20 protein-coding genes and 1 pseudogene are annotated in these 22,351 nt (G+C 41.0%); 9 read left to right on the top strand and 12 right to left on the bottom strand.

Features of this window, described 5'->3' with window-relative positions; genetic code table 11:
• Positions 1–93: 93 nt before the first annotated feature.
• From C9J46_RS03700 to sdhC, 4 genes are read right to left on the bottom strand one after another with little or no spacing between them, the layout of a single operon-like run.
• Entirely contained in the window at positions 94–807 is a 714-nt protein-coding gene (locus tag C9J46_RS03700) for a succinate dehydrogenase iron-sulfur subunit (protein WP_005370542.1), read from the bottom strand.
• A 15-nt stretch (positions 808–822) separates the two neighbouring features.
• On the bottom strand, positions 823–2,589 hold the full coding sequence (gene sdhA, locus C9J46_RS03705; RefSeq protein ID WP_107205579.1) for a succinate dehydrogenase flavoprotein subunit: 1,767 nt from the start codon (positions 2,587–2,589) through the stop codon (positions 823–825).
• Entirely contained in the window at positions 2,590–2,937 is a 348-nt protein-coding gene (sdhD, locus tag C9J46_RS03710; protein WP_045148138.1) for a succinate dehydrogenase, hydrophobic membrane anchor protein, read from the bottom strand. It lies immediately after the preceding gene.
• Positions 2,931–3,332 carry a succinate dehydrogenase cytochrome b556 subunit gene (gene sdhC / locus C9J46_RS03715; protein ID WP_107205578.1) on the bottom strand — a complete coding sequence of 134 codons (402 nt, stop codon included), beginning with the start codon at positions 3,330–3,332 and terminating at the stop codon, positions 2,931–2,933. The genes sdhD and sdhC overlap by 7 nt, the downstream gene beginning before the upstream one ends.
• A gap of 390 nt (positions 3,333–3,722) precedes the next feature.
• On the opposite strand from sdhC, the gene C9J46_RS03720 reads away from it, so the two are divergent.
• Positions 3,723–5,012, top strand: a complete 1,290-nt coding sequence (locus tag C9J46_RS03720) for a citrate synthase (RefSeq protein ID WP_107205577.1) — start codon at positions 3,723–3,725, stop codon at positions 5,010–5,012.
• A gap of 84 nt (positions 5,013–5,096) precedes the next feature.
• On the opposite strand, the gene C9J46_RS03725 is transcribed toward C9J46_RS03720, so the two are convergent.
• Positions 5,097–5,855 (bottom strand): Nif3-like dinuclear metal center hexameric protein, encoded by a 759-nt coding sequence (locus C9J46_RS03725; protein WP_107205576.1) that lies wholly within the window; start codon positions 5,853–5,855, stop codon positions 5,097–5,099.
• Positions 5,856–6,010: 155 nt separating this feature from the next.
• A complete protein-coding gene (locus tag C9J46_RS03730; protein WP_107205575.1) occupies positions 6,011–6,208 on the bottom strand; it encodes a DUF2517 family protein in 198 nt (65 codons plus the stop codon).
• A gap of 127 nt (positions 6,209–6,335) precedes the next feature.
• On the opposite strand from C9J46_RS03730, the gene C9J46_RS03735 reads away from it, so the two are divergent.
• Positions 6,336–7,124 (top strand): DUF1853 family protein, encoded by a 789-nt coding sequence (locus C9J46_RS03735; protein ID WP_107259389.1) that lies wholly within the window; start codon positions 6,336–6,338, stop codon positions 7,122–7,124.
• A gap of 55 nt (positions 7,125–7,179) precedes the next feature.
• Here the strand turns inward: C9J46_RS03735 and pgm are convergent, their stop codons facing one another.
• Both pgm and seqA read right to left on the bottom strand, forming a co-directional pair.
• Positions 7,180–8,826, bottom strand: coding sequence for a phosphoglucomutase (alpha-D-glucose-1,6-bisphosphate-dependent) (gene pgm / locus C9J46_RS03740; RefSeq protein WP_107290571.1), 1,647 nt, complete (start codon positions 8,824–8,826; stop codon positions 7,180–7,182).
• A gap of 37 nt (positions 8,827–8,863) precedes the next feature.
• A complete protein-coding gene (seqA, locus tag C9J46_RS03745) occupies positions 8,864–9,409 on the bottom strand; it encodes a replication initiation negative regulator SeqA (protein ID WP_005370523.1) in 546 nt (181 codons plus the stop codon).
• A gap of 104 nt (positions 9,410–9,513) precedes the next feature.
• Between seqA and C9J46_RS03750 the strand changes: the two genes are divergently transcribed.
• The 3 genes and pseudogenes from C9J46_RS03750 to fldA all read left to right on the top strand — a co-directional run bounded on the left by C9J46_RS03750 (position 9,514) and on the right by fldA (position 11,386).
• Positions 9,514–10,278 carry an alpha/beta fold hydrolase gene (locus C9J46_RS03750; RefSeq protein WP_107290572.1) on the top strand — a complete coding sequence of 255 codons (765 nt, stop codon included), beginning with the start codon at positions 9,514–9,516 and terminating at the stop codon, positions 10,276–10,278.
• A 170-nt stretch (positions 10,279–10,448) separates the two neighbouring features.
• Positions 10,449–10,665: pseudogene (locus C9J46_RS21620) on the top strand (DUF2788 domain-containing protein).
• A gap of 193 nt (positions 10,666–10,858) precedes the next feature.
• A complete protein-coding gene (gene fldA, locus C9J46_RS03760; RefSeq protein WP_107205571.1) occupies positions 10,859–11,386 on the top strand; it encodes a flavodoxin FldA in 528 nt (175 codons plus the stop codon).
• A gap of 73 nt (positions 11,387–11,459) precedes the next feature.
• On the opposite strand, the gene C9J46_RS03765 is transcribed toward fldA, so the two are convergent.
• On the bottom strand, positions 11,460–11,945 hold the full coding sequence (locus tag C9J46_RS03765) for a DUF4442 domain-containing protein (RefSeq protein WP_107205570.1): 486 nt from the start codon (positions 11,943–11,945) through the stop codon (positions 11,460–11,462).
• A 192-nt stretch (positions 11,946–12,137) separates the two neighbouring features.
• Here C9J46_RS03765 and fur point away from each other — a divergent pair, with 192 nt between their 5' ends.
• Both fur and C9J46_RS03775 read left to right on the top strand, forming a co-directional pair.
• A complete protein-coding gene (gene fur / locus C9J46_RS03770; protein WP_107205569.1) occupies positions 12,138–12,584 on the top strand; it encodes a ferric iron uptake transcriptional regulator in 447 nt (148 codons plus the stop codon).
• Between the two features lie 143 nt (positions 12,585–12,727).
• Positions 12,728–13,768, top strand: a complete 1,041-nt coding sequence (locus C9J46_RS03775; RefSeq protein ID WP_107290573.1) for a linear amide C-N hydrolase — start codon at positions 12,728–12,730, stop codon at positions 13,766–13,768.
• Positions 13,769–13,861: 93 nt separating this feature from the next.
• Here the strand turns inward: C9J46_RS03775 and glnS are convergent, their stop codons facing one another.
• The 3 genes from glnS to nagE all read right to left on the bottom strand — a co-directional run bounded on the left by glnS (position 13,862) and on the right by nagE (position 20,136).
• Entirely contained in the window at positions 13,862–15,526 is a 1,665-nt protein-coding gene (glnS, locus tag C9J46_RS03780; protein ID WP_107205567.1) for a glutamine--tRNA ligase, read from the bottom strand.
• 284 nt (positions 15,527–15,810) lie between these two features.
• A complete protein-coding gene (locus C9J46_RS03785; RefSeq protein WP_107259382.1) occupies positions 15,811–18,474 on the bottom strand; it encodes a beta-N-acetylhexosaminidase in 2,664 nt (887 codons plus the stop codon).
• 171 nt (positions 18,475–18,645) lie between these two features.
• Positions 18,646–20,136: an N-acetylglucosamine-specific PTS transporter subunit IIBC gene (gene nagE, locus C9J46_RS03790; RefSeq protein ID WP_107205565.1), complete on the bottom strand. Its 1,491-nt coding sequence runs from the start codon at positions 20,134–20,136 to the stop codon at positions 18,646–18,648.
• A gap of 257 nt (positions 20,137–20,393) precedes the next feature.
• On the opposite strand from nagE, the gene nagB reads away from it, so the two are divergent.
• Together nagB and nagA are read left to right on the top strand one after the other, a co-directional pair.
• Entirely contained in the window at positions 20,394–21,194 is an 801-nt protein-coding gene (gene nagB / locus C9J46_RS03795) for a glucosamine-6-phosphate deaminase (protein WP_107205564.1), read from the top strand.
• 18 nt (positions 21,195–21,212) lie between these two features.
• A complete protein-coding gene (nagA, locus tag C9J46_RS03800; protein ID WP_107290574.1) occupies positions 21,213–22,349 on the top strand; it encodes an N-acetylglucosamine-6-phosphate deacetylase in 1,137 nt (378 codons plus the stop codon).
• Positions 22,350–22,351: the final 2 nt, after the last annotated feature.

Raw genomic sequence — 22,351 nt, forward strand, 5'->3', positions numbered from 1 at the left:
GCCGTTTACACCGATTGTTTAATCAGAGCATTAAGGCCGGATCAATTACTCATTCATTGAATTAACGTCACCGGCATATCGATATTATTTTTTTTATACTGCTCGTTTAAGCAGCATTGATTTAATGTGACCAATCGCTTTTGTTGGATTTAGTCCTTTAGGACAAACATTTACACAGTTCATTATGCCATGGCAACGAAAAACACTAAATGCATCATCAAGATTTGATAATCGTTCATCTGTTGCTGTATCACGGCTATCAATTAACCATCGATATGCTGCCAATAAGCCTGCAGGTCCAATAAATTTATCAGGATTCCACCAAAATGATGGGCATGATGTCGAGCAACATGCACACATAATACATTCGTACAAACCATCTAACTGCGCGCGATCTTCAGGCGCTTGGAGGTTTTCACGAGCCGGTGGAACTGCTCCATCATCAATTAAGAAAGGTTTTACTTTTGCATAATTGGTGTAGAACTGTTCCATGTCGATAATCAGATCACGAACAACTGGTAATCCCGGTAAAGGGCGGATAACAATCGTGCTCTTATCCATTAAAGCTGATAATGGTGTAATACACGCTAAACCATTTTTACCGTTCATATTAATGCCATCAGAACCACACACACCCTCACGACATGAACGACGGAAAGACAGCGTAGAATCTTGCTCTTTTAACAGAATAAGTGCATCAAGCACCATCATATCTGAGCCTTCTGGCACTTCTAAGGTATACCCTTTCATGTGTGGTGCATTATCCACATCAGGGTTATAGCGATATATTGAGAAGTTGAGTTTCATCTTATCTATCCTCCCTTAGTAAGTACGTGCTTTCGGCGGGAAAGCTTCACGATGAACTGGCGACATGTTTACATCACGCTTAGACATAGCTTCTGTCTCAGGGTTGTAAATAGAGTGGCATAACCAATTAGCATCATCACGTTCAGGGAAGTCGAAACGAGCATGAGCACCACGACTTTCAGTACGGTAGTTAGCCGCTACTGCCGTTGCCATTGCTGTTTCCATTAAGTTTTCAAGCTCTAAGCATTCAATACGTTGTGTATTAAACTCAGAAGAAGTGTCATCTAAACGCGCATGCTTTAAACGTTCACGAATTTCTTTTAGCTCTGTAAGACCCGTTGCCATCGCATCACCTTCACGGAAAACCGAGAAGTTGTTTTGCATACAACTTTGAAGATCTTTACGAATTTGAACAGGATCTTCACCTTTTTGCGTAGTGTTCCAACGGTTAACACGAGCTAAAGAGGCTTCTATATCAGAATCTGTAGCAGGACGAGCTTCTGTTTGTGCAGCCAACGTTTCACCTAGATGTAAACCCGTTGCACGACCGAAGACGACCAGATCAAGTAATGAGTTACCACCTAAACGGTTAGCACCATGCACAGATACAGATGCGATCTCACCACAAGCGAAAAGACCTTGTACTTCTTGATCAACACCAGATGCTGTTTGTTTAAGGGCTTGGCCTGATACCTGAGTCGGTACCCCACCCATCATGTAATGACAAGTAGGAATAACTGGAATCGGCTCTTTAACAGGATCAATATGGGCAAAGGTACGCGATAATTCACAAATACCCGGTAGACGCGATTCAAGAACATCTTTACCTAAATGATCAAGTTTCAATTTAATGTGAGGTCCCCATGGGCCATCGCAACCACGACCTTCACGGATCTCAACCATCATTGAACGTGCAACCACATCACGACCAGCCAAATCTTTAGCATTAGGTGCATAACGCTCCATGAAGCGTTCACCATCTTTATTTAAAAGATAACCACCTTCACCACGACAACCTTCCGTTACCAGTACACCCGCGCCAGCAATACCCGTTGGATGGAATTGCCACATTTCCATATCTTGCATTGGCACGCCAGCACGAAGCGCCATACCAACACCGTCACCAGTGTTAATGTGCGCATTTGTTGTCGAAGCGTAAATACGACCAGCGCCACCTGTTGCAAGGATAGTAGCTTTAGATTTGAAGTAACAAATCTCGCCAGTTTCCATACACAAAGCAGTACAACCTAAAATTGCACCATCTTGGTTTTTTACTAAATCTAACGCATACCACTCAGAAAAAATCGTCGTTTGATGCTTAATATTTTGCTGATAAAGCGTATGAAGTAACGCGTGACCAGTACGGTCAGCAGCAGCGGCTGTACGCGCAGCTTGCTCACCACCAAACTCTTTAGACTGACCACCAAATGGGCGTTGATAGATAGTACCGTTGTCAAAACGCGAAAACGGTAGCCCCATTTTTTCTAATTCAATAACTGACTTAGGGCCATTTTGACACATGTATTCAATAGCATTCTGATCACCAATGTAATCAGAGCCTTTTACTGTGTCATACATATGCCATTGCCAATTATCTGGGTGTGAATTACCCAGCGCAACAGTAATACCGCCCTGCGCAGATACAGTATGAGAGCGCGTAGGGAACACTTTTGATAGCAAGGCACATTTTAGTCCTTGCTCTGAAATTTGTAATGCGGCACGCATACCCGCACCACCAGCACCGATAACAACGGCATCAAACTCACGAACTGCAATGCTCACTTACACACCCCACACAATAAAGAAACCCGCAAATAGGTAAACAAAAAGAATTGCTACAACAACAAACTGCAATCCCACTCTTAAAACGGCAGGTTTAATGTAGTCTGTTAACACTTGCCACAAACCAATCCAAGCATGTACAAGAATGGAAACCAAAGCCAACATAGTAAAAACTTTGGTACTGATTTGATTGAAGAATGCACTCCAAGTTTCAAACGTTAGCTCAGGGCCAAACGCAAAGAAACCAACCATATATACGGTGTAAAGGGTCAAAATGATCGCTGTAGCGCGGATCAGAATAAAATCGTGTATACCATTACGGCCGACGGAAGATACGTTATTTACCATACTAAGCCTCCTGCAAATACTGCTAGTACAGCGACAATTGCAAAACTAACTTTGGTACTTGCAATGCCTGTGTCCATTTCTTCGAAATAACCTAAATCCATCAACAAATGACGGACACCTAAAACAATGTGATAAAACAATGCGGTCAATACTCCCCACAGGATAAATTTCACAAAAAAGCTATCAGTAACACTAACAGCGGATGTAAAACCTTCAGGAGAAGATAAAGATAGGTTTAGCAGCCACAGCAAGATGGCAAGGGATACGAATGTAATCACACCTGAAACGCGGTGTAGGATTGACGCTATCGCAGTAAGCGGAAAGCGAATCGTTTGTAGGTCGAGATTGACAGGTCTTGGCTTTTTTACTTTCACGGTTTGCCCACTCAGCTCCATTGAAGCAATTTATTTTTTTATTAAATTCTCTGAGATATACGTACAAGCCAACAAACAAGTGCAACAAAAATTCAATATTAGGTTATTATTATGTTGAGCAGACGTTGTAAACGTCATTACCTAACTCTTAAAAATAAATGACACATGTTTGTAAAATCCTGGCGGGTAGTATAACCAGAGACCTTGCCTCACTATACGCCCCGTAACATTCAAAAACAATTCCAGTTACATGATGTCAAACACGATTCTCATAAATTAATACTTTTTGATTTAAAGTTATTAACAAGCGCACACAAAGAAGCACAATAATTGACAAAAGTTGCGCCTGACGGTACAACAAATGCACATCCGCATCGGATTAGGATTATAAAAATAGCAAAGGAGATTGTTATGGCAGATAAGAAAGCTACTCTTCATGTTGAAGGGAAAGCACCTATCGAACTGCCGATTATCGGGGGCTCTGAGGGCCAAGATGTAATTGATGTGCGTAAACTTGGTGCAAACGGCTTTTTTACATTTGACCCAGGTTTTCTAGCAACAGCCTCGTGTGAATCTCAAATTACATACATTGATGGCGAAGAAGGAATCTTGCTTCACAGAGGTTTCCCGATTGATCAATTAGCCAATAACGCAGACTATTTAGAAGTTTGTTTTGTCTTGTTATACGGTGAGGTCCCTACCCGAGCTGAATACGAGCAGTTTAGAACAACAGTTACACGCCATACCATGGTGCATGAACAAATCGCGAGCTTTTTCCATGGCTTCCGTCGTGATGCACACCCAATGGCTATAATGTGTGGTGTTGTTGGTGCTTTATCTGCGTTTTATCATGACTCTCTTGATATTAACAACGATACACACCGTGAGATTGCAGCATTTAGATTGTTATCTAAGATGCCGACATTAGCGGCAATGTGTCATAAGTACACCATCGGACAACCATTTATTTATCCTCGTAATGATCTTGATTACGCGGAAAATTTCCTTCACATGATGTTTGCAACACCTTGTGAAGAATATGAAGTAAGCCCTGTCGTTGCGCGTGCTATGGATAAGATCTTTACCCTACACGCAGATCACGAGCAGAATGCTTCAACGTCAACGGTTCGTCTTGCGGGCTCTTCTGGTGCTAACCCATTTGCTTGTATTGCGGCAGGTATTGCATCTCTTTGGGGGCCTGCGCATGGTGGTGCTAATGAAGCTTGTCTTAAGATGCTTGAAGAAATCGGAACTGTAGAAAACATTCCTGAGTTCATTGAGCGTGCAAAAGATAAAGATGACCCATTCCGCCTAATGGGCTTTGGTCACCGTGTTTACAAAAACTACGACCCTCGTGCAACCGTGATGCGTGAAGCTTGTCATGAAGTGCTTGAAGAGCTGAAGATTGAAGATCCATTACTAGATGTTGCAATGGAACTTGAGCGTATTGCGCTTTCTGATGAGTACTTTGTCAGTAAGAAATTATACCCTAACGTAGATTTCTACTCTGGTATTATTTTAAAAGCGATTGGTATTCCAGTATCAATGTTTACGGTGATCTTTGCGATGTCTCGTACCATTGGTTGGATTGCTCACTGGAACGAAATGCACAGTGATCCAACAAATCGTATTGGTCGACCTCGTCAGCTTTATACTGGTGAATCATTTAGAGAATTTAAGCCTCTTCATGAGCGCGAATAAATTTTCTTGAAAGTGACGATAAATAAAAAGGTTGAGTTTAAATACTCAACCTTTTTTATTTCATCTATCAAAAGACTAGCTAGCCTATACTGGGTTATCGATGTCGATAAACGCCACATCAAAGTTATATTCTTGTGCTAACCATTCACCTAATGCTTTTACACCATAACGCTCTGTGGCGTGATGACCCGCAGCAAAATAATGAATACCTAATTCGCGTGCAATATGCGTGGTTCTTTCAGATACTTCACCCGAAATAAAGGCGTCACAGCCTTGCTGAACGGCTAATTCAATATAATCTTGCCCGCCACCAGTACACCACCCCACTTTTTTTATTAAATGAGATGAACTCGGTGCGATATGTAATGGTTCACGTTGAAGTGCCATCGCAATTCTTGCCGCAAAATCCTCACCACAGATCGCTTGATCTAACTCACCATAAATAGCAACTGAACGAGGATTGCCTAACTCTAAACCACCAGTGATGTCTAAATCTAAACGTTGGGCTAACTGTACATTATTGCCAACTTGCGTATGTACATCTAATGGCAAATGATAAGCATATAAATTAATCCCATTTTCAATCAACGCTTTAATACGTCGATATTTCATACCACGAATTTCAGCAGGCTCACCTTTCCAAAAAAAGCCATGGTGGACAACAATTGCATCGGCTTTCTCTTCAATAGCTCTATCAATCAGTGCCTGACAAGCCGTTACGCCAGTAATAATTTTTTTAACGTCGGGTTTGCCTTCAACTTGTAACCCATTAGGACAATAATCTTTGATCAAGTGAGGAGAAAGAAACTCATTAAGTACGGTTTCTAAAGCAAAATTATTCATCTAATGTTGTCCTTAATCTTATAACTAAAATCTTTTTTAATACTACGATATTAGTTTACTAAAGCTATCTTTATATTAAGAGTTTTCTCTGTATTAACAGTAAATAAATGGTATAAAAAAAGCTGCCAATGGCAGCTTTTAATATTACATGGAAATTATTTTAAGCCTTGCTCAATTTTTTTAAGCCATACAGGCTGAGCGCTAGTTTGCACCCAGTAGCGATGTAAGAAACTACCCATACGCGTACGTTTATTGACAGGTAATAAAAGTAAAACAGGTAATGAAAGCAGTCCTGCTAGTACAACAAAAACGCGACGAAAAGTAATATTGAACTTTGAATACTGAGTGTACATAACAGAATCTCTTTATGACTAAATCTGTCACCACTTTAATCGAGTTTATGAAATATTACTACAGATTTTCGTGTAACTTTTCGTCAATATTGTGTCATACGCCTATATACAAGCGAGTTATGTAAGAATGTTACAAAAAGAAATAGATAAACAATTAACGAAGGATTATCTCGCTGCACTCAATATGCCAAATTTAATCTCATCATACGACTATGTCTGTGACGACACTTGGTTTGAGGTATTTAATCGCGACGCACAACTTCCCTGCATAGCGCCCTATACTGGAAATCGCCGCTTAGGGTTTTACTATCAATGGCTATGGCAGCAATTAATTATTTCTCACCCTCATTACGAATTGATGGAAGAAGAAGTCCAACTTCATTGGCATAAACAGACTGTTGGCTCTATTGATTTTCTGGTTAAAAACTTACGGACTGATGAAATTGAACATTGGGAAGTCGCCATCAAATTTTATCTCGCCTATAACAATAGCTGGCCAGGACCAAATGCTAAAGACAATCTCGATAAGAAAACCAATCGAATGATTGAACATCAACTCAGACTGAGTGAGCATGATGCATTTAAAACTACCTTTGATGAACAGCCAACCAAACGTCGACTCATCATGCAGGGGCGATTATTTCACGCTTGGCCTGAACCTCAGCAAGGCTCAACTATTATTATCAACCCAAAGGCTAACACAGGATTATGGTGTTATCAGTCTGATGCTGCACATCTAGTTTTGAAAGTATTGACGAAAAAACAGTGGATCGCGCCACCAGCTTTCGCTGAACTTGATAAATATCTCGACCCAAATCAAATTACCGTACCAACACAGGCTGTTGATAAAAAAGATAGAGTATGGTTTATCGTTCCGAATCACTGGCCAAAGCATAATAGTGAATTGAGAACATAAGCTTCATATATAAAAAAACGCCCATTGTGGGCGTTTTCTTTATCCATATAACAGGTTATAAACCTGCGTCGGCAAAGACTTTACTGACAATTTCCTGTGCTTCTTGCTCAATAAGCGCTAGATGTTCTTTGCCCTTAAAGCTTTCACAATAGATTTTGTAAATATCTTCTGTACCCGATGGACGAGCAGCAAACCAACCATTTTCAGTCGTCACTTTTAAACCACCAATCGCAGCACCATTACCTGGCGCATGAGTTAGACGTGCGGTGATTGGTTCACCAGCTAGTGTTTCAGCTGAAACCATTTCGGGAGAAAGCTTACTTAATACCGCTTTCTGCTCTTTATTCGCGACAGCTTGCAAACGAGAATATTCTGAACGTCCAAACTTATCTGCTAACTCTTCGTAATATTCTTGCGGTGTTTTACCTGTTACAGCAGTGATCTCTGCAGCTAACAAACACAGTAAAATACCGTCTTTATCTGTTGACCAAGGCGTGCCGTCTTTACGTAAGAAAGATGCACCCGCACTTTCTTCACCGCCAAAACCTAACTTACCGCTAAATAAGCCATCAACAAACCATTTAAAACCGACTGGAACTTCAACAAGTTCGCGGCCTAATGCTGCAACAACACGATCAATCAACGCACTAGATACTAGTGTTTTACCCACTGCAACTTGCTTAGCCCAATCGTTACGATGACGGAATAAGTAATCAATACATACGGCAAGATAATGGTTAGGATTCATTAAACCTGCAGGTGTTACGATGCCATGACGGTCGTAATCAGGGTCGTTACCAAACGCTAGATCGTAATTATCTTTGTACGCCAGTAACCCAGCCATTGCATATGGTGATGAACAGTCCATACGCACTACGCCATCTTTATCTAATGACATAAAACGAAATGATGGGTCAATAGATTCATTAACAAGTGTTAGATCTAGCGCATAATATGCGGCAATTTGACGCCAGTATTCAATACCAGAACCACCAAGAGGATCTACACCCAACTTCAGCTCTGATTTTTGAATCACGTCCATATTTATAACATTTACAAGATCTGCGACATACGGTGCAACTAAATCTTGCTCAACAACAAGTTGTGAAGCTAAAGCGTCGACAATAGATACACGCTTAACATCTACCAAACCGTTTGCAATGATTTCATTAGCACGGCGTTCAATCGCTGTTGTTAATTCACTTTCAGCGGGTCCACCATGGACAGGATTATATTTAATACCGCCATCTTGAGGTGGATTATGCGATGGCGTGATAACAATACCATCAGCTTTATCATCATGTGCTTTGTTGTAACAAAGGATAGAGTGAGAAATGCCAGGTGTCGGGGTATATCCCTTACCTTGTTGAATAACAACTTGAACATTATTAGCAACAAGTACTTCTAATGTTGAAGTAAAAGCAGGCTCTGATAATGCATGGGTATCTTTTCCTAAAAAAAGTGGCCCCATCACTCCATTTTCAGCACGCACTTCAGCAATGGCTTGTGCAATGGCCCAAATATGATGCTGATTAAATGTGCCTTTATCTGCTGTTCCTCGATGACCTGAAGTACCAAACTCTACTTGCTGCGATACATCTTGAGCACTTGGCTCTATAAGAAAATAATTAGCGATAAGTGCTGGAATGTTATGCATATCTTCTTGCTGAGCTCGTTGCCCAGCACGAGGATGAATAGCCATAGTTTTATCCTTGTTATTTGACCTCAATATCTGACAATTAGATTTCGCCACATACCTTATCAATAATGTCTGAACCAAATCCCATCTTAGTCATCAGCTGGTCAATCATTTGACGCTTACGCTCAGTATTTGTATTTGTAATCACCCAGAATGGTGTTGATGGAATCGACTTAGGTTTCGTCGTTTTACCACTTGCTAGTAACGTTTCTTCATCATGAGCAAAGTAAACGCGGGTACGACCTTTAATTGCAGCAGCTTCAGCAAAGCCTTCTGCATCAATGCTATACAAAGAAGACAAGATCATCATAAAACGACCAATTGCTTTTTCTTGTGCGGCAAATTCATCAGAGATCAATACTGTTCGCATTTCTTTAACACGATCCATCGTTGGTACATTGCCAGCATCTTTACTAACAACGATCCCTTTCGGACGAACAGGCATTACCACAGCAGGCTGCTGTTGTAGTTGCTCTTCAGGCACCATAAGCAAGCGACGCAAAATATCAGAAGCACTTTCACCAATATGTTGAGTTTGGCTAGCAATATAACGATATAGTTCTTCGTCTACTTCAATAGTCTTCATCGTATTATTCATTATCGTTCCGTTAAAAAATCTGGCTACGATTATAGCTTGATCCGAGGTTATACTCTACGGTAAATACCACAACTAATTAGAGAAAATAGTCAGTGAATCTTCATTATCAAGTTGAAGGCGATGGAAAAACGATCATTTTGATCCATGGCTTATTCGGCAGTGCTGCTAATCTAGGGCTTTTAGCCAGATATTTGAAAAATAACTATAAAGTAATTAGCGTTGATCTTCGTAACCATGGATTGTCCCCACACAGTGATCATTTTACCTATCAGGATATGGCACAAGATGTGCTGAATGTGATCAACCACTTAGATATTGATCAATTTTCGGTAATTGGTCATTCAATGGGTGGAAAAGTAGCCATGGCATTGGCTGCATTAGCACCAAATCACTTAGAACATTTGGTTGTATTGGATATGGCTCCGGTTAGCTATCAAACACATCGGCATCAAAATGTGTTTAATGGTTTACAAGAAGTGAATAAACATACCATTACCAAGCGTAGTGAGGCCGAACAGTTTCTTGCTCAATATGTTGAAGACGCCAGTGTTAGACAATTTTTACTTAAATCTCTCGCCAAACAGGGTGAACATTACCAATGGCGATTTAATGTTGATGGGATTATTGCCAACTACAGCACCATTATGGGCTGGCAGCCTGCTGTAGAGCCATTCAAAGGCAAGACATTATTTATTAAAGGCCAAGAATCTGACTATATCATGCCAGAATATCGGGATGAAATTATGCGCCAATTCCCTCACGCCAAAGCACATATGGTGGCAAATACTGGACATTGGCTCCATGCCGAAAAACCTGAAACGGTGACCCGTATCATCACAAACTTCCTTGATAAATAAATAACATGCTTATCTCGTTGTTAGCATGCTCATTAACAACGAGATATTGCATAACCACAATGTTAAATACTTTTTTAACTATGCTATAGTCTCATCAAATGGATATACCTGAATGACTTTAAATACCAAGTATTTTGAGGTTACTTGGGTATATATCAAAAGGATTTGTTATGCTTTATGGATACATAGACTTAATTAAATCTATTGGGCTGGATCTTGTTTTTACCACTATTTTTTCTTTCTCGGTATGGCAATAAAAGATGTCTTAAAACAAGGTAATGTCCCTCCTTTTAGACAAAAAGTTGTTCGGCTAGTCTAATTTCTGGCTGTGCTGGATTTATAACCAAAGGCATTATTCAGCTAAGATGGGAAGGTACTGGGATTTAATTATTAGCGTTAATTGTGTAACTTATGATGATTATATCAACACCTAAACACTTAGTTCTTGCGGGTAATGCTACCGTTTAGACGAAAAAATATACAAAACGTCAGTAAACAGTAATTATCATTGCACCGTTTCTACTGATTTCTGTAAACTGCGATGCAGCAGTTAACTATTTATATACGGGTAATCTCTACTATGGCAAGCGTTGGACTCTTCTTTGGTAGCGACACAGGTAATACCGAAGCTGTCGCTAAAATGATTCAAAAGCAACTTGGTGACAAGCTAGTTGAAGTAAAAGATATCGCAAAAAGCAGCAAAGAAGATATCGACAACTTTGATCTATTGCTACTTGGTATTCCTACTTGGTACTACGGTGAACCACAGTGTGATTGGGATGACTTTTTCCCAGAGCTTGAGCAAGTTGATTTTTCAACTAAACTTGTGGCTATCTTCGGTTGTGGTGACCAAGAAGATTACGCAGAATATTTCTGTGATGCGATGGGTACTGTGCGTGACATCGTTGAAGGTCGCGGTGCAACTGTTGTGGGTAACTTCTCAACAGAAGGCTTTGAGTTTGAAGCTTCAAAAGCACTTGTTGATGACAACCACTTCGTAGGTTTATGTATTGATGAAGATCGCCAACCAGAGCTTACAGCACAGCGTGTTAAGCAATGGGTTGAGCAAATTTATGATGAAATGTGCTTAGCAGAACTTGCTGATTAATCGCATTGAGATCATCAAAAAAACGCGCTTATCAAGCGCGTTTTTTTATACATCTTTTTAGCGATATTTTCACTCAAGATATCGCATTCGATTCCGTTCGATATTCTGGTTTTTTCCTTACATATAAGGTTCGCTCAACTTGAGAAACTAACTCCCCTCGACTATTTAATACATTGACCGTAAAAGAGGGAAAATACTTATCACCAGATTTTGTTACTTGCTTTATCTCTTCAATACACTGTTCAGAAATCACAAAATCAGCGGTTAAATCACTATCGCCCGGTTGAATAAAGTTGATATTTGCTTGTTTATCCCAGACAAAATACTCACGTCCAAGTATGCCCATTAACATCAAAGAATAAACAGGATCTGTAAGTGAAAAAATACTTCCACCATACTGTGTACGGTTTGCATTCTTATTCCACCAGCGCAGCTTCAATTTTATACGAACATATCGAAAATCATCACTGATCGTCATAATCTTAATACCCGCCCCCCAAAAGGGTGGCCATAGATTCAGCGCACATTTCACAACACTTGGCTTATAAACGTTAAACAATATGAAAGCCCCCATCTGGTACGATGAGTTTATATTTACATAAATTTTACATACATTCAAACACTAGAAATTATACATATCTCCTAGTTTCCTCTGCTTTTAAGGTTTATTGTTATCGTTGCGTCACTTATAATAGTTAGAAATGAAAAAGACTACTGCAACACCTTTGCGGATAGCCAATAGGAAATTTTGATGTCAGATAATAATCATGCGCTAAAACAAGCAGGCTTAAAAGTTACTCTTCCACGCCTTAAAATTTTGGAAGTACTGCAAGAACCTGATTGCCAACACATCAGTGCTGAAGACTTGTACAAAAAACTTATCGATATTGGCGAAGAAATTGGCCTAGCTACAGTCTATCGCGTACTCAACCAGTTTGATGATGCAGGCATTGTCACACGACATCATTTTGAAGGTGGTAAATCTGTTTTCGAACTATCAACTCAACACCACCATGATCATCTAGTTTGTTTAGATTGTGGTAAAGTTATCGAGTTTTCAGATGACATCATCGAAGATCGTCAAAAACAAATTGCAGAAAGCTTCAATGTTCGCTTAACAAATCATAGCCTATATCTATATGGTCATTGCATGAAAGGCAATTGCGCCGAAGATGAAACTCTTCACGACCCAAAGTAATACTTTAAAAGAGCCAGTGTATTTCCACTGGCTTTTTTATTTGATACTTAGTTCACCTTTCAAACATTGTTACAAATAACCACATTACAAAATGGTGTTTTTTACTATATATCTATGCCAACTATTTTATATGGATGTTATAGATGAAAGTAAAACCATTAGTACTCGCATTAATCACCACCCTATCTCTTTCAAGCCTAATATCTAACGCAAATGCTTGTACTCGTATCCTTTGGCAAACAGAAGATCATGGTGTCTTTGTTTCTCGTACTATGGATTGGTCTGAATCCACAAACCCTTACTTAGCAAGCTTTCCTCAAGGTTCAGAATACACAACGCACCTGAGTAATAAGAACCTTGTTACATCCAAATTTGCTGTCACGGGGATCACTGCTTACGGCATTCTAATGGATGGTATTAACTCACAAGGGCTCAGTGGTAATATTCTTTATGATGGTGGAATGGATCTCGGCAAAGGGAATAATAAACAAACCGATGGCGCAATTACCTACCTTCGCCATATGTTGTCGCAACATAAAACAGTGAATGATGTTGTAAAAGCAGCCACCGCACTTGCCCCTAACGAAGAATTTATTGAAGGAATTCCTGTTCGCATTGCTCTGCATTTATCTTTCCAAGATCCAACGGGCGATAGCGCTATTATTGAATGGCGTGAGGGCAAACCTCAAATTTGGCATGGAAAACAATATACCGTCATGACAAATCAGCCTGATTATGCCCAACACCTTGCGAATATTAAACGTTCTGCACGTGGATGGGGCGAACAAGCTCAACAATGGAGTCAAACAAATTTAGGCACTGGCGGTAATACTAATCCTGAAGATCGTTTCGTTCATGCCACCTATTTTTCAGAGCACTTAAAAGAACCAACGAGCATCATCAATGGCATTTTAAAGCTCGAGTCAACGATGTTTCGTATTCCTCATGATGCGCCAAACCGCCCTATTAACGGTAAAATGACAGGTTACGCAACAGAGTATTCGGTAAATAGGCATTTACAATCAGGTGAGACTTTCGTTCGCTATCAATGGGGAGATATATTTAGTCAATTTAAATACAACACCCAAGATATTCAAAAATCAGGCAAAATGATTTTCTTCAAATTAAGCAATGCTGAGCTTGCGGGGAATATTACGGAGCAAGTCATTAACTCTGGACATTAATAACCATGTTATATCATCGATTTAGATAGCTATTAATAAAAAACCGCATCACAAGAGCGATGCGGTTTTTATTAGCTGAAATCAGAGACTGAATTAGTCGCCAATTTTCGCCCAAGTATCACGAAGGCCGACTGTGCGGTTGAAGACTAAATGCTCAGGGCTTGAGTCTTTGTTATCTGCACAGAAGTAACCCATACGCTCAAATTGGTAAGCTTTTTCAGCTTCAGCAGCAACCAATGATGGTTCAACGAAACCATTAACTACTGTTAGAGAGTCAGGGTTGATCACTGATACAAAATCATCTGCCGCACCAGGGTTTGGTACTGTAAATAGGCGATCGTATAAACGAATTTCTGCTGGAATACCCGCTTCTGCTGATACCCAGTGAATAACACCTTTTACTTTACGACCATCTGCTGGGTTCTTACCTAATGTATCTTTATCGTAAGAACAGAAAATTGTGGTGATATTACCTTCCGCATCCTTTTCGATGCGATCCGCTTGAATCACATAGGCGCCACGTAAGCGAACTTCTTTACCTAATACTAAACGCTTGTATTTCTTATTCGCTTCTTCGCGGAAATCTTCACGCTCAATGTATAGCTCGCGGCTAAATGGCACTTCACGCGAACCCATTTCAGGTTGATTCGGATGATTAGCGACAGTAAGCATTTCTGTCTCACCATCAAAGTTTTCAATCACAACTTTAACAGGATCAAGAACCGCCATTGCACGTGGTGCGTTTTCGTTTAGATCGTCACGAATACAAGATTCTAGTGAGCTGATCTCGATAGTGTTGTCTTGCTTAGTCACACCGATACGCTTACAGAACTCACGCATAGATGCCGGTGTGAAACCACGACGACGCAGGCCAGAAATAGTTGGCATACGTGGATCATCCCAACCATTAACCAATTTATCAGTCACAAGTTGGTTCAGCTTACGCTTCGACATCACAGTGTATTCAAGGTTTAGACGGCTAAACTCATACTGATGCGGTGTACAATCGATAGTGATGTTTTCAAGAACCCAATCGTATAGACGACGGTTGTCCATGAACTCAAGGGTACAAATAGAGTGCGTAATGCCCTCTAGCGCATCAGAAATACAGTGTGTGAAGTCGTACATTGGGTAAATGCACCACTTATCACCCGTTTGATGGTGAGTCGCAAAACGTACACGGTAGATCACTGGATCGCGCATAACCATAAATGGTGATGCCATGTCGATCTTCGCACGAAGACACATTTTGCCTTCTTCAACCTCACCGTTCTTCATTTTGTCGAATAGAGCTAAGTTTTCTTCAACGCTACGATCGCGGTATGGGCTATGCTTACCTGGCTCAGTTAATGTGCCACGGTACTCACGCATCTGCTCTGGACTTAGCTCATCAACGTACGCTAAGCCTTTATTAATTAATTCAATTGCGAACCCGTATAGCTTATCGAAGTAGTTTGATGAATAACAAATATCACCGCTCCACTCAAAGCCCAACCAGTTAACATCGTTCTTAATAGACTCAACGTATTCGATGTCTTCTTTCTCAGGGTTAGTATCATCAAAACGAAGATTACATTGACCCTGATAGTCCTGAGCAATACCGAAGTTCAAACAAATAGATTTAGCATGGCCGATATGCAGGTAACCATTCGGCTCCGGCGGGAATCGGGTATGTACGCTTGTATGTTTGCCACTTGCTAAATCCGCATCAATAATTTGGCGGATAAAGTTAGTTGGACGAGCTTCAGATTCACTCATCAATTACACCTCGTGTGCTTACAGGATTGAGAACTGTATATGATCCATAAATATGGCTCATGACTCAACAAATAGTATGCATTGTTTGTCGATATGGATAAAAAAGCCCCGTAATAACGGAGTTTGTATCCTACCACTATACATTAATGCCCTAATTAGGCGCATTAAAAACATGACCATTAATTTGATAGCCATGATTTTTACCTAACTTAATAAAAAAAGCCGATGAAGGTTTCCCTTCACCGGCTGATATTTTAACAGTTAAAGCGTGTTTACATCGTAACTTATAATGATGTTACACGGCTGAAACGTTTACCGTCTGCGCTTACTGCACGGATTTCAACTTTACCCGATACACTTGGTTGTGCTTTCGCATTGTAAGTGTTCCACGTTTTGCCTTCGTCCGTTGAGTATTGTAGTGCTAAGCCAGGCATACTTACGTTCATTGCAAGTTTACCATTTTCAATTTTTGCACCAGGTACTGGTACACGGTACTGAATACCTGCCGCATCAAGTTTAGCTAGTTCACGTTGACCAAGAACGTTAGCAAAACGCTCCCACTCGTTGTGAAGGGCTTTCTTGTCCACAAGGTTTGAGTCTTGTGAGTATTCAACACCTGCTTGGTACTCATTTTCCCACTCACCTTTGTGCCATGCACGCTCAGCTGCTGCTAGTACGCGAGGGAATACCATGTACTCGTATTGATCATCGTTACCTACAGTTTCACTCCAAAGCTGAGCAGACAGACCGTGGAAGCCTTTCGATTCAACCGTACCTTTACTTGCAAAGCCATTGCCATCACGATCGAGTGATGTTTCTGCGTTCTGAGGTAAGTTTGCAGGTGCAAAACCAAACATCTTACGTGTATCTGTTGCACGTGTTGCCCAGTAGTAACCGCGCTCTGATGGATCTACTTCATATGGCATATCCATGTATACGTAATCTGGGTTTGATACTACAACATCATAGCCTTTGTTAGCCCACTCGTATGCAGATGCACCACCGCCCCAGTATAGAACATCCCAGAAGTTCACACGTACGTTATCTGTGTCAAATGCTTTCGCATCTTTCGAGTACTTCAAGCCATCTTGCCATGCTTGGAAATTCTCAATACCCTTGCTATTAACCACAGCACTTACACGCTCAGCAAAGTAGCTTGGTAGACGATCGTAATCACTTACCACACCTTCTGCGATCAATTTCTGACACATTGGTGATTTTTGGTATGGCTTATCTTGCTTAGATTGATCAATTGAACCCGTCCAAGCTGTTTGCTCTGCAGCGTTAATATCTTGGAAGCCTGCATTTAACTTGATGTTCTTCGCTTCATCACCACCGAAATGCCATGTATTTAGCGGCATGCCCGCGTCTTTATGCATTGCTTGAATTTCAGTAATGACTTTATCAACAAACTTTGCTGACGAATCCATACATGGGTTAATAAAACTACGCTTATCGTAGAACTGTACTGTCGTTACGTTTGACGTATCTTGTGGATCCATCAAGCGATATTCATTCGCTTCATCCATCTTGCCTTCAGCAGCTAGACGCTTGTAACGCGCTTCCATTGCTACCACCGCTGCACGCGCGTGAGCTGGCATATCAATTTCAGGGATCACTTCGATACCACGTGCTTTCGCATATTTTAGAATATCTAAGTAATCTTGCTTGCTGTAGAAACCTGAACCATCGTTCTCAGATGTTGGGCCTGAGCCTAGTTGAGGAAGAAGACAGCTTGTTTCTGATAAATCATGACAACGCTTACCACCGATTTCTGTCAATTCTGGAAGACCCGGAATTTCGATACGCCAACCTTCATCATCAGATAGGTGGAAGTGGAATTTGTTCATCTTGTACGCTGCCATTTGATCTAGCGTACGTAGGATCGCTTCTTTAGAGTGGAAGTTACGACCCACATCAACCATTACACCACGATAATCAAAACGTGGTGCGTCCAATACATTTAATGTTGGAATGCTGTTATCTGCACCGGTAGACATCAGTGAGATCAGAGACTGCATACCGTAGAACGCACCTTGGTTATCAAAACCAGTAACGGTGGCGCCCTTCTTAGTTACGTCTAGCTTATAAGCACCAACAATTTGCTGATCCTTCTTAAACGAACCCGGTAAAATTGTTACTTTTACTGGGTATTCACCCTGCGCGTTCACACCAAGCTGTGCTAAACGAGCCTCTACTGCAGCCATCATGTCAGCAGGTAGCGTTAGGTTGTCGATCTTAATACCGTTAGCTAGAGAAACAGTATCGCCAGTTAATTTAGTACTTAGCGGTGTAGGTAAAATAGTGCCAGCTACTTCTTCAGAAGCCACTAAGTTTACATCGCTGTTTTTCTCAAAACGTGTTTCTGGTGTCGCTAATACGTTATTATCCGCTTTAACACGCTTAAATTGATCGCCTTTTAATGGCGTTAAGTAATCTGCAGGGTTAGCTGTATCTGTGCTAACAATTGTTTTTGGTTCTGCATTACCTGCTGTTACATATGCACGAGGCATGTAATCATTTTCAAATAAAGTCCAATATTCACCGATGTAAGGGATAACAACCTTTTCACCTTCAGCAAAACCATCGAACTTATCTGTTGGCTCTAGTGTGTGTAGATCACCTGTTACATGAGTAACTTTGAATTGATCATTCTGCACTTCTAGGATTTGACGAATACTGCTGAAGTAAATTTTCCAATCTTTATTCGTCACCGCTGGACCTTTATTTTCCAGCGTTAAATTAATCAAATCACATGATGCCCATTCCGCACCCAGTGTTTTACATGGCAAGCCTTCTTCTGCACCGTGCTGAATAGCGACTTCGTAGTTAAGATCTAGGTTTGACGCTAGGTTATTTACTACAGTTTGATCATTGTTTCCTTTACTTGCACAACCCGTCACCGCTAATGCAATAAAAGATGCTAACGCCGTAAGTTTAATAGTCATGATATATTCCTTTCTCCCGATATCTCTTCTAAAAAAGTGAAGAGAAAATCAATACGAGCCCAAACGTTGGGTACTCAAAATGCCGGCCCTATCATTCCATGTTTGAAAATAATAAGGCCGGTTTTATTAAAGGTCTTGCGGTATTACTTAATTACTGAAGAATTCAGGTAATTATGGAAGTTTTACAGAAGATAGATCTTCTGACGCTGGGATTTTCTTCATTTCGCCAGCAACAATTTCAGCTAGAGGGCCAAGGATAACCTGAAGGTTATTTGAACCTAGTTTAACTACACCCATCGCACCTAGTGCTTTTAACGTTTTCTCGTTAGCAAGACTGCTGTCTTTTAGCGTTAGGCGTAGACGTGTAATACAAGCATCAATGTTCTCTAGGTTACCGTGACCACCCAGTGCTTTTAAGTACTGCTTCGCTAGCTCGCTAGTTTCTGCAGAACCTGCAACTGATGAAGTCTCTTCTTCGTCGTCTTCACGGCCAGGCGTTTTAAGGTTGAACTTAACAATCGCGAAGCGGAATACAAAGTAGTAGATGAAGAAGAATGCAATACCTTGAACAATCAGCATATACCACTGAACAGCTAGTGGGTTGCGTGATGACAAGAACATATCAACTAGACCTGCAGAGAAACCGAAACCTGCAATCCACTGCATAGATGCTGCGATGTATACAGATAGACCCGCTAGTGCTGCGTGAATTACGTACAGTACTGGTGCTAGGAACATGAATGCAAATTCTAGCGGCTCAGTAACACCGGTGAAGAATGATGCAAAACCAGCAGCTAGTAGTAGAGATGCTACGCGCTCTTTATTCTTCGCTTTCGCAGTGTGGTACATCGCAAGTGCCGCACCAGGTAGACCAAACATCATGATAGGGAAGAAACCAGCTTGGTACATACCAGTGACACCTGGAGTTGCTGTACCTTCAGCGATTGATTTCGCGCCGCCAAGGAAGTTAGGAATATCGTTAATACCTGCTACGTCAAACCAGAATACTGAGTTTAGTGCGTGGTGAAGACCTACAGGAATCAATAGACGGTTGAAGAATGCGTATAGACCCGCACCTACAGAACCCATACCTTGGATGCTTTCACCAAAATGTACTAGACCGCCGTAAATTGATGGCCAAACAACCATCAAGATACCTGCAATAACGATACCAGCAACAGATGTTAGAATTGGTACTAAACGCTTACCACTAAAGAACGCTAGTGCTTTGTGTAGTTCTACGTTTGAGAAACGGTTGTACAACTCAGCTGATACGATACCGACTAAGATACCTACGAATTGGTTATTGATTTTACCAAATGCAGCTGGAACTGCGCTTGGGTCAATACCTTGGATTTGCGCGACTGCACCCGGTGCAAGAAGCGTTGTTACCACAAGGAAACCTACAAAACCAGAAAGTGCTGCTGCACCATCCTTATCTTTAGACATGCCGTATGCAACACCCACTGCAAACAGTACAGACATGTTATCAATAATTGCCGCACCAGCCTTGATCAAGAAAGCAGCTAATGCAGAGTTTGCACCCCAGCCGTTCGGATCAATCCAGTAACCGATACCCATTAAGATTGCCGCTGCAGGAAGTACTGCAACTGGCACCATTAATGCCTTACCTACTTTTTGAAAATATCCAAGAATATTCACCCTTAGTTCCCCCTATGGTTTTCTTAGATGTAATTAAATAACTGTTTATAAGCTATCCGTATTAAGTTATTCGCAGTTTAAGAAATTAATTTCGCCCCGCAAATTAAAAGCTCATCATTTGTGATCTCAATCACCGACGGAGGTTAGAACTGAGTGATTTTGCTAGCTCGATCATAAAACTTATTTTATCATTCGAAACAAAGGCGCTATGTCGCTAAGATTTTTCCTGTTTTAACTTTCTTCAACGAGGTATCAACGTGAGACTAATCCCGCTAAATAACGCTAAAGATGTTGGTTTATGGTCAGCTCGCTACATCGCAGATCGTATCAATAAATTCGAACCATCAGCTGAGCGTCCATTTGTATTGGGTCTACCAACTGGTGGTACACCACTTGCAACTTACAAACGTCTTATCGAGCTATACCAAGCTGGTGAAGTAAGCTTTAAACATGTTGTTACTTTCAACATGGATGAGTACGTAGGCATGCCTGCAGATCACCCAGAATCATACCGTAACTTCATGTACAACAACTTCTTCAACCACGTTGACATCCAAGAAGAGAACATTAACCTTCTTGACGGTAACGCAGAAGATCACGTTGCTGAATGCCAACGTTACGAAGATAAGATCAAATCTTACGGTAAAATCAACCTATTCATGGGCGGTGTAGGCAACGACGGCCACATTGCTTTCAATGAGCCAGCATCATCATTAGCATCTCGTACACGAATCAAAACACTAACGCACGAAACGCGTATTGCTAACTCTCGTTTCTTTGATGGCGACATCAACCAAGTACCTAAATACTCACTAACTATCGGTGTAGGTACATTACTAGATTCTGAAGAAGTCATGATCCTTATCACTGGCCACAACAAAGCCCAGGCGCTACAAGCTGCGGTTGAAGGCAGTGTCAATCACCTATGGACAGTATCTGCACTGCAGCTACATCCTAAATCAATGATTGTTTGTGATGAGCCATCAACTCAAGAGCTAAAAGTGAAGACCGTTAAGTACTTCCAAGAACTAGAAGCGGAAAATATTAACCACCTTTAATCCTATTAAGGAATATTCATGTACGCGCTTACCAACTGTAATATTTTTACCGGTAGCGAAGTGCTGAATAACCACGCCGTCATTATTGACGGCGTGAACATTCATGCAATCTGCCCGATTAATCATTTACTCGATGGCATCGACACTATCGATCTTCATGGTGCAAACCTCTCTCCTGGCTTTATTGACTTACAATTAAATGGTTGTGGAGGGGTGATGTTCAACAATGAAACCACCGCCGAAGCCATTGATATTATGCACCAAGCCAACCTAAAATCAGGTTGTACTAGCTTTCTCCCTACGCTTATCACCTCCCCCGACGAAGACATGAAACGTGCAGTTTCAGCTATTCGTGACTATCAAGCAAAATACCACAATCAAGCATTAGGCCTACACCTAGAAGGCCCTTATATTAATGTTGTAAAGAAAGGGGTTCACCGCCCGGATTTCATTCGTCCAGCGAGTGACGATATGATTGCGTTCTTGTGTGATAATGCTGATGTTATTACTAAAGTCACTCTCGCACCTGAACTGAATTCACCTGAGCATATTCAGAAACTGATTGATTCAGGTATTGTCGTATCGGCAGGACACAGTAATGCGACATACGAAGAAGCAAAACAAGGCTTCGATCTCGGTATTAGTTTTACTACGCATTTATTCAATGCGATGAGTCCAGTAGAAGGTCGTTCGCCAGGTCTAGTTGGCGCTATTTACGATAGCAGTGAAATCTATACAGGCGTTATTGCTGACGGTTTCCATGTTGACTATGCCAATATCCGCATGGCTCATAAAATGAAGAATACGCGTTTAGTTTTAGTGACCGATGCCACAGCTCCAGCAGGTGCAAACATCGATAGCTTTCTTTTTACTGGGACAAAGGTATATTACCGAAACGGCATGTGTGTAACTGAAGAAGGCACACTTGGTGGTTCAGCACTGACAATGATTGAAGCAATTCAAAATAGTGTTGAACATGTAGGTATCGCCTTGGACGAAGCGATTCGTATGGCCACACTTTATCCTGCTCGCGCTATTGGTGTAGACAAGAAACTTGGGGCTATAAGAAAAGGCATGGTAGCAAATCTTACTGTGTTTGATCGCGATTATCATGTTCAGGCGACAATTGTTAATGGTGAATACAAACAGAGCTAATT

Source organism: Photobacterium sp. GB-36 (assembly GCF_003026135.1).
Taxonomy (GTDB): Bacteria; Pseudomonadota; Gammaproteobacteria; order Enterobacterales; family Vibrionaceae; genus Photobacterium.

Coding starts and splice junctions, on each gene's coding strand:
- C9J46_RS03700 (WP_005370542.1), bottom strand. CDS start 807: ATGAAACTCAACTTCTCAATATATCGCTATAACCCTGATGTGGATAAT.
- sdhD (WP_045148138.1), bottom strand. CDS start 2,937: ATGGTAAATAACGTATCTTCCGTCGGCCGTAATGGTATACACGATTTT.
- sdhC (WP_107205578.1), bottom strand. CDS start 3,332: ATGGAGCTGAGTGGGCAAACCGTGAAAGTAAAAAAGCCAAGACCTGTC.
- C9J46_RS03720 (WP_107205577.1), top strand. CDS start 3,723: ATGGCAGATAAGAAAGCTACTCTTCATGTTGAAGGGAAAGCACCTATC.
- C9J46_RS03725 (WP_107205576.1), bottom strand. CDS start 5,855: ATGAATAATTTTGCTTTAGAAACCGTACTTAATGAGTTTCTTTCTCCT.
- C9J46_RS03730 (WP_107205575.1), bottom strand. CDS start 6,208: ATGTACACTCAGTATTCAAAGTTCAATATTACTTTTCGTCGCGTTTTT.
- C9J46_RS03735 (WP_107259389.1), top strand. CDS start 6,336: ATGTTACAAAAAGAAATAGATAAACAATTAACGAAGGATTATCTCGCT.
- pgm (WP_107290571.1), bottom strand. CDS start 8,826: ATGGCTATTCATCCTCGTGCTGGGCAACGAGCTCAGCAAGAAGATATG.
- seqA (WP_005370523.1), bottom strand. CDS start 9,409: ATGAAGACTATTGAAGTAGACGAAGAACTATATCGTTATATTGCTAGC.
- fldA (WP_107205571.1), top strand. CDS start 10,859: ATGGCAAGCGTTGGACTCTTCTTTGGTAGCGACACAGGTAATACCGAA.
- fur (WP_107205569.1), top strand. CDS start 12,138: ATGTCAGATAATAATCATGCGCTAAAACAAGCAGGCTTAAAAGTTACT.
- C9J46_RS03775 (WP_107290573.1), top strand. CDS start 12,728: ATGAAAGTAAAACCATTAGTACTCGCATTAATCACCACCCTATCTCTT.
- glnS (WP_107205567.1), bottom strand. CDS start 15,526: ATGAGTGAATCTGAAGCTCGTCCAACTAACTTTATCCGCCAAATTATT.
- C9J46_RS03785 (WP_107259382.1), bottom strand. CDS start 18,474: ATGACTATTAAACTTACGGCGTTAGCATCTTTTATTGCATTAGCGGTG.
- nagA (WP_107290574.1), top strand. CDS start 21,213: ATGTACGCGCTTACCAACTGTAATATTTTTACCGGTAGCGAAGTGCTG.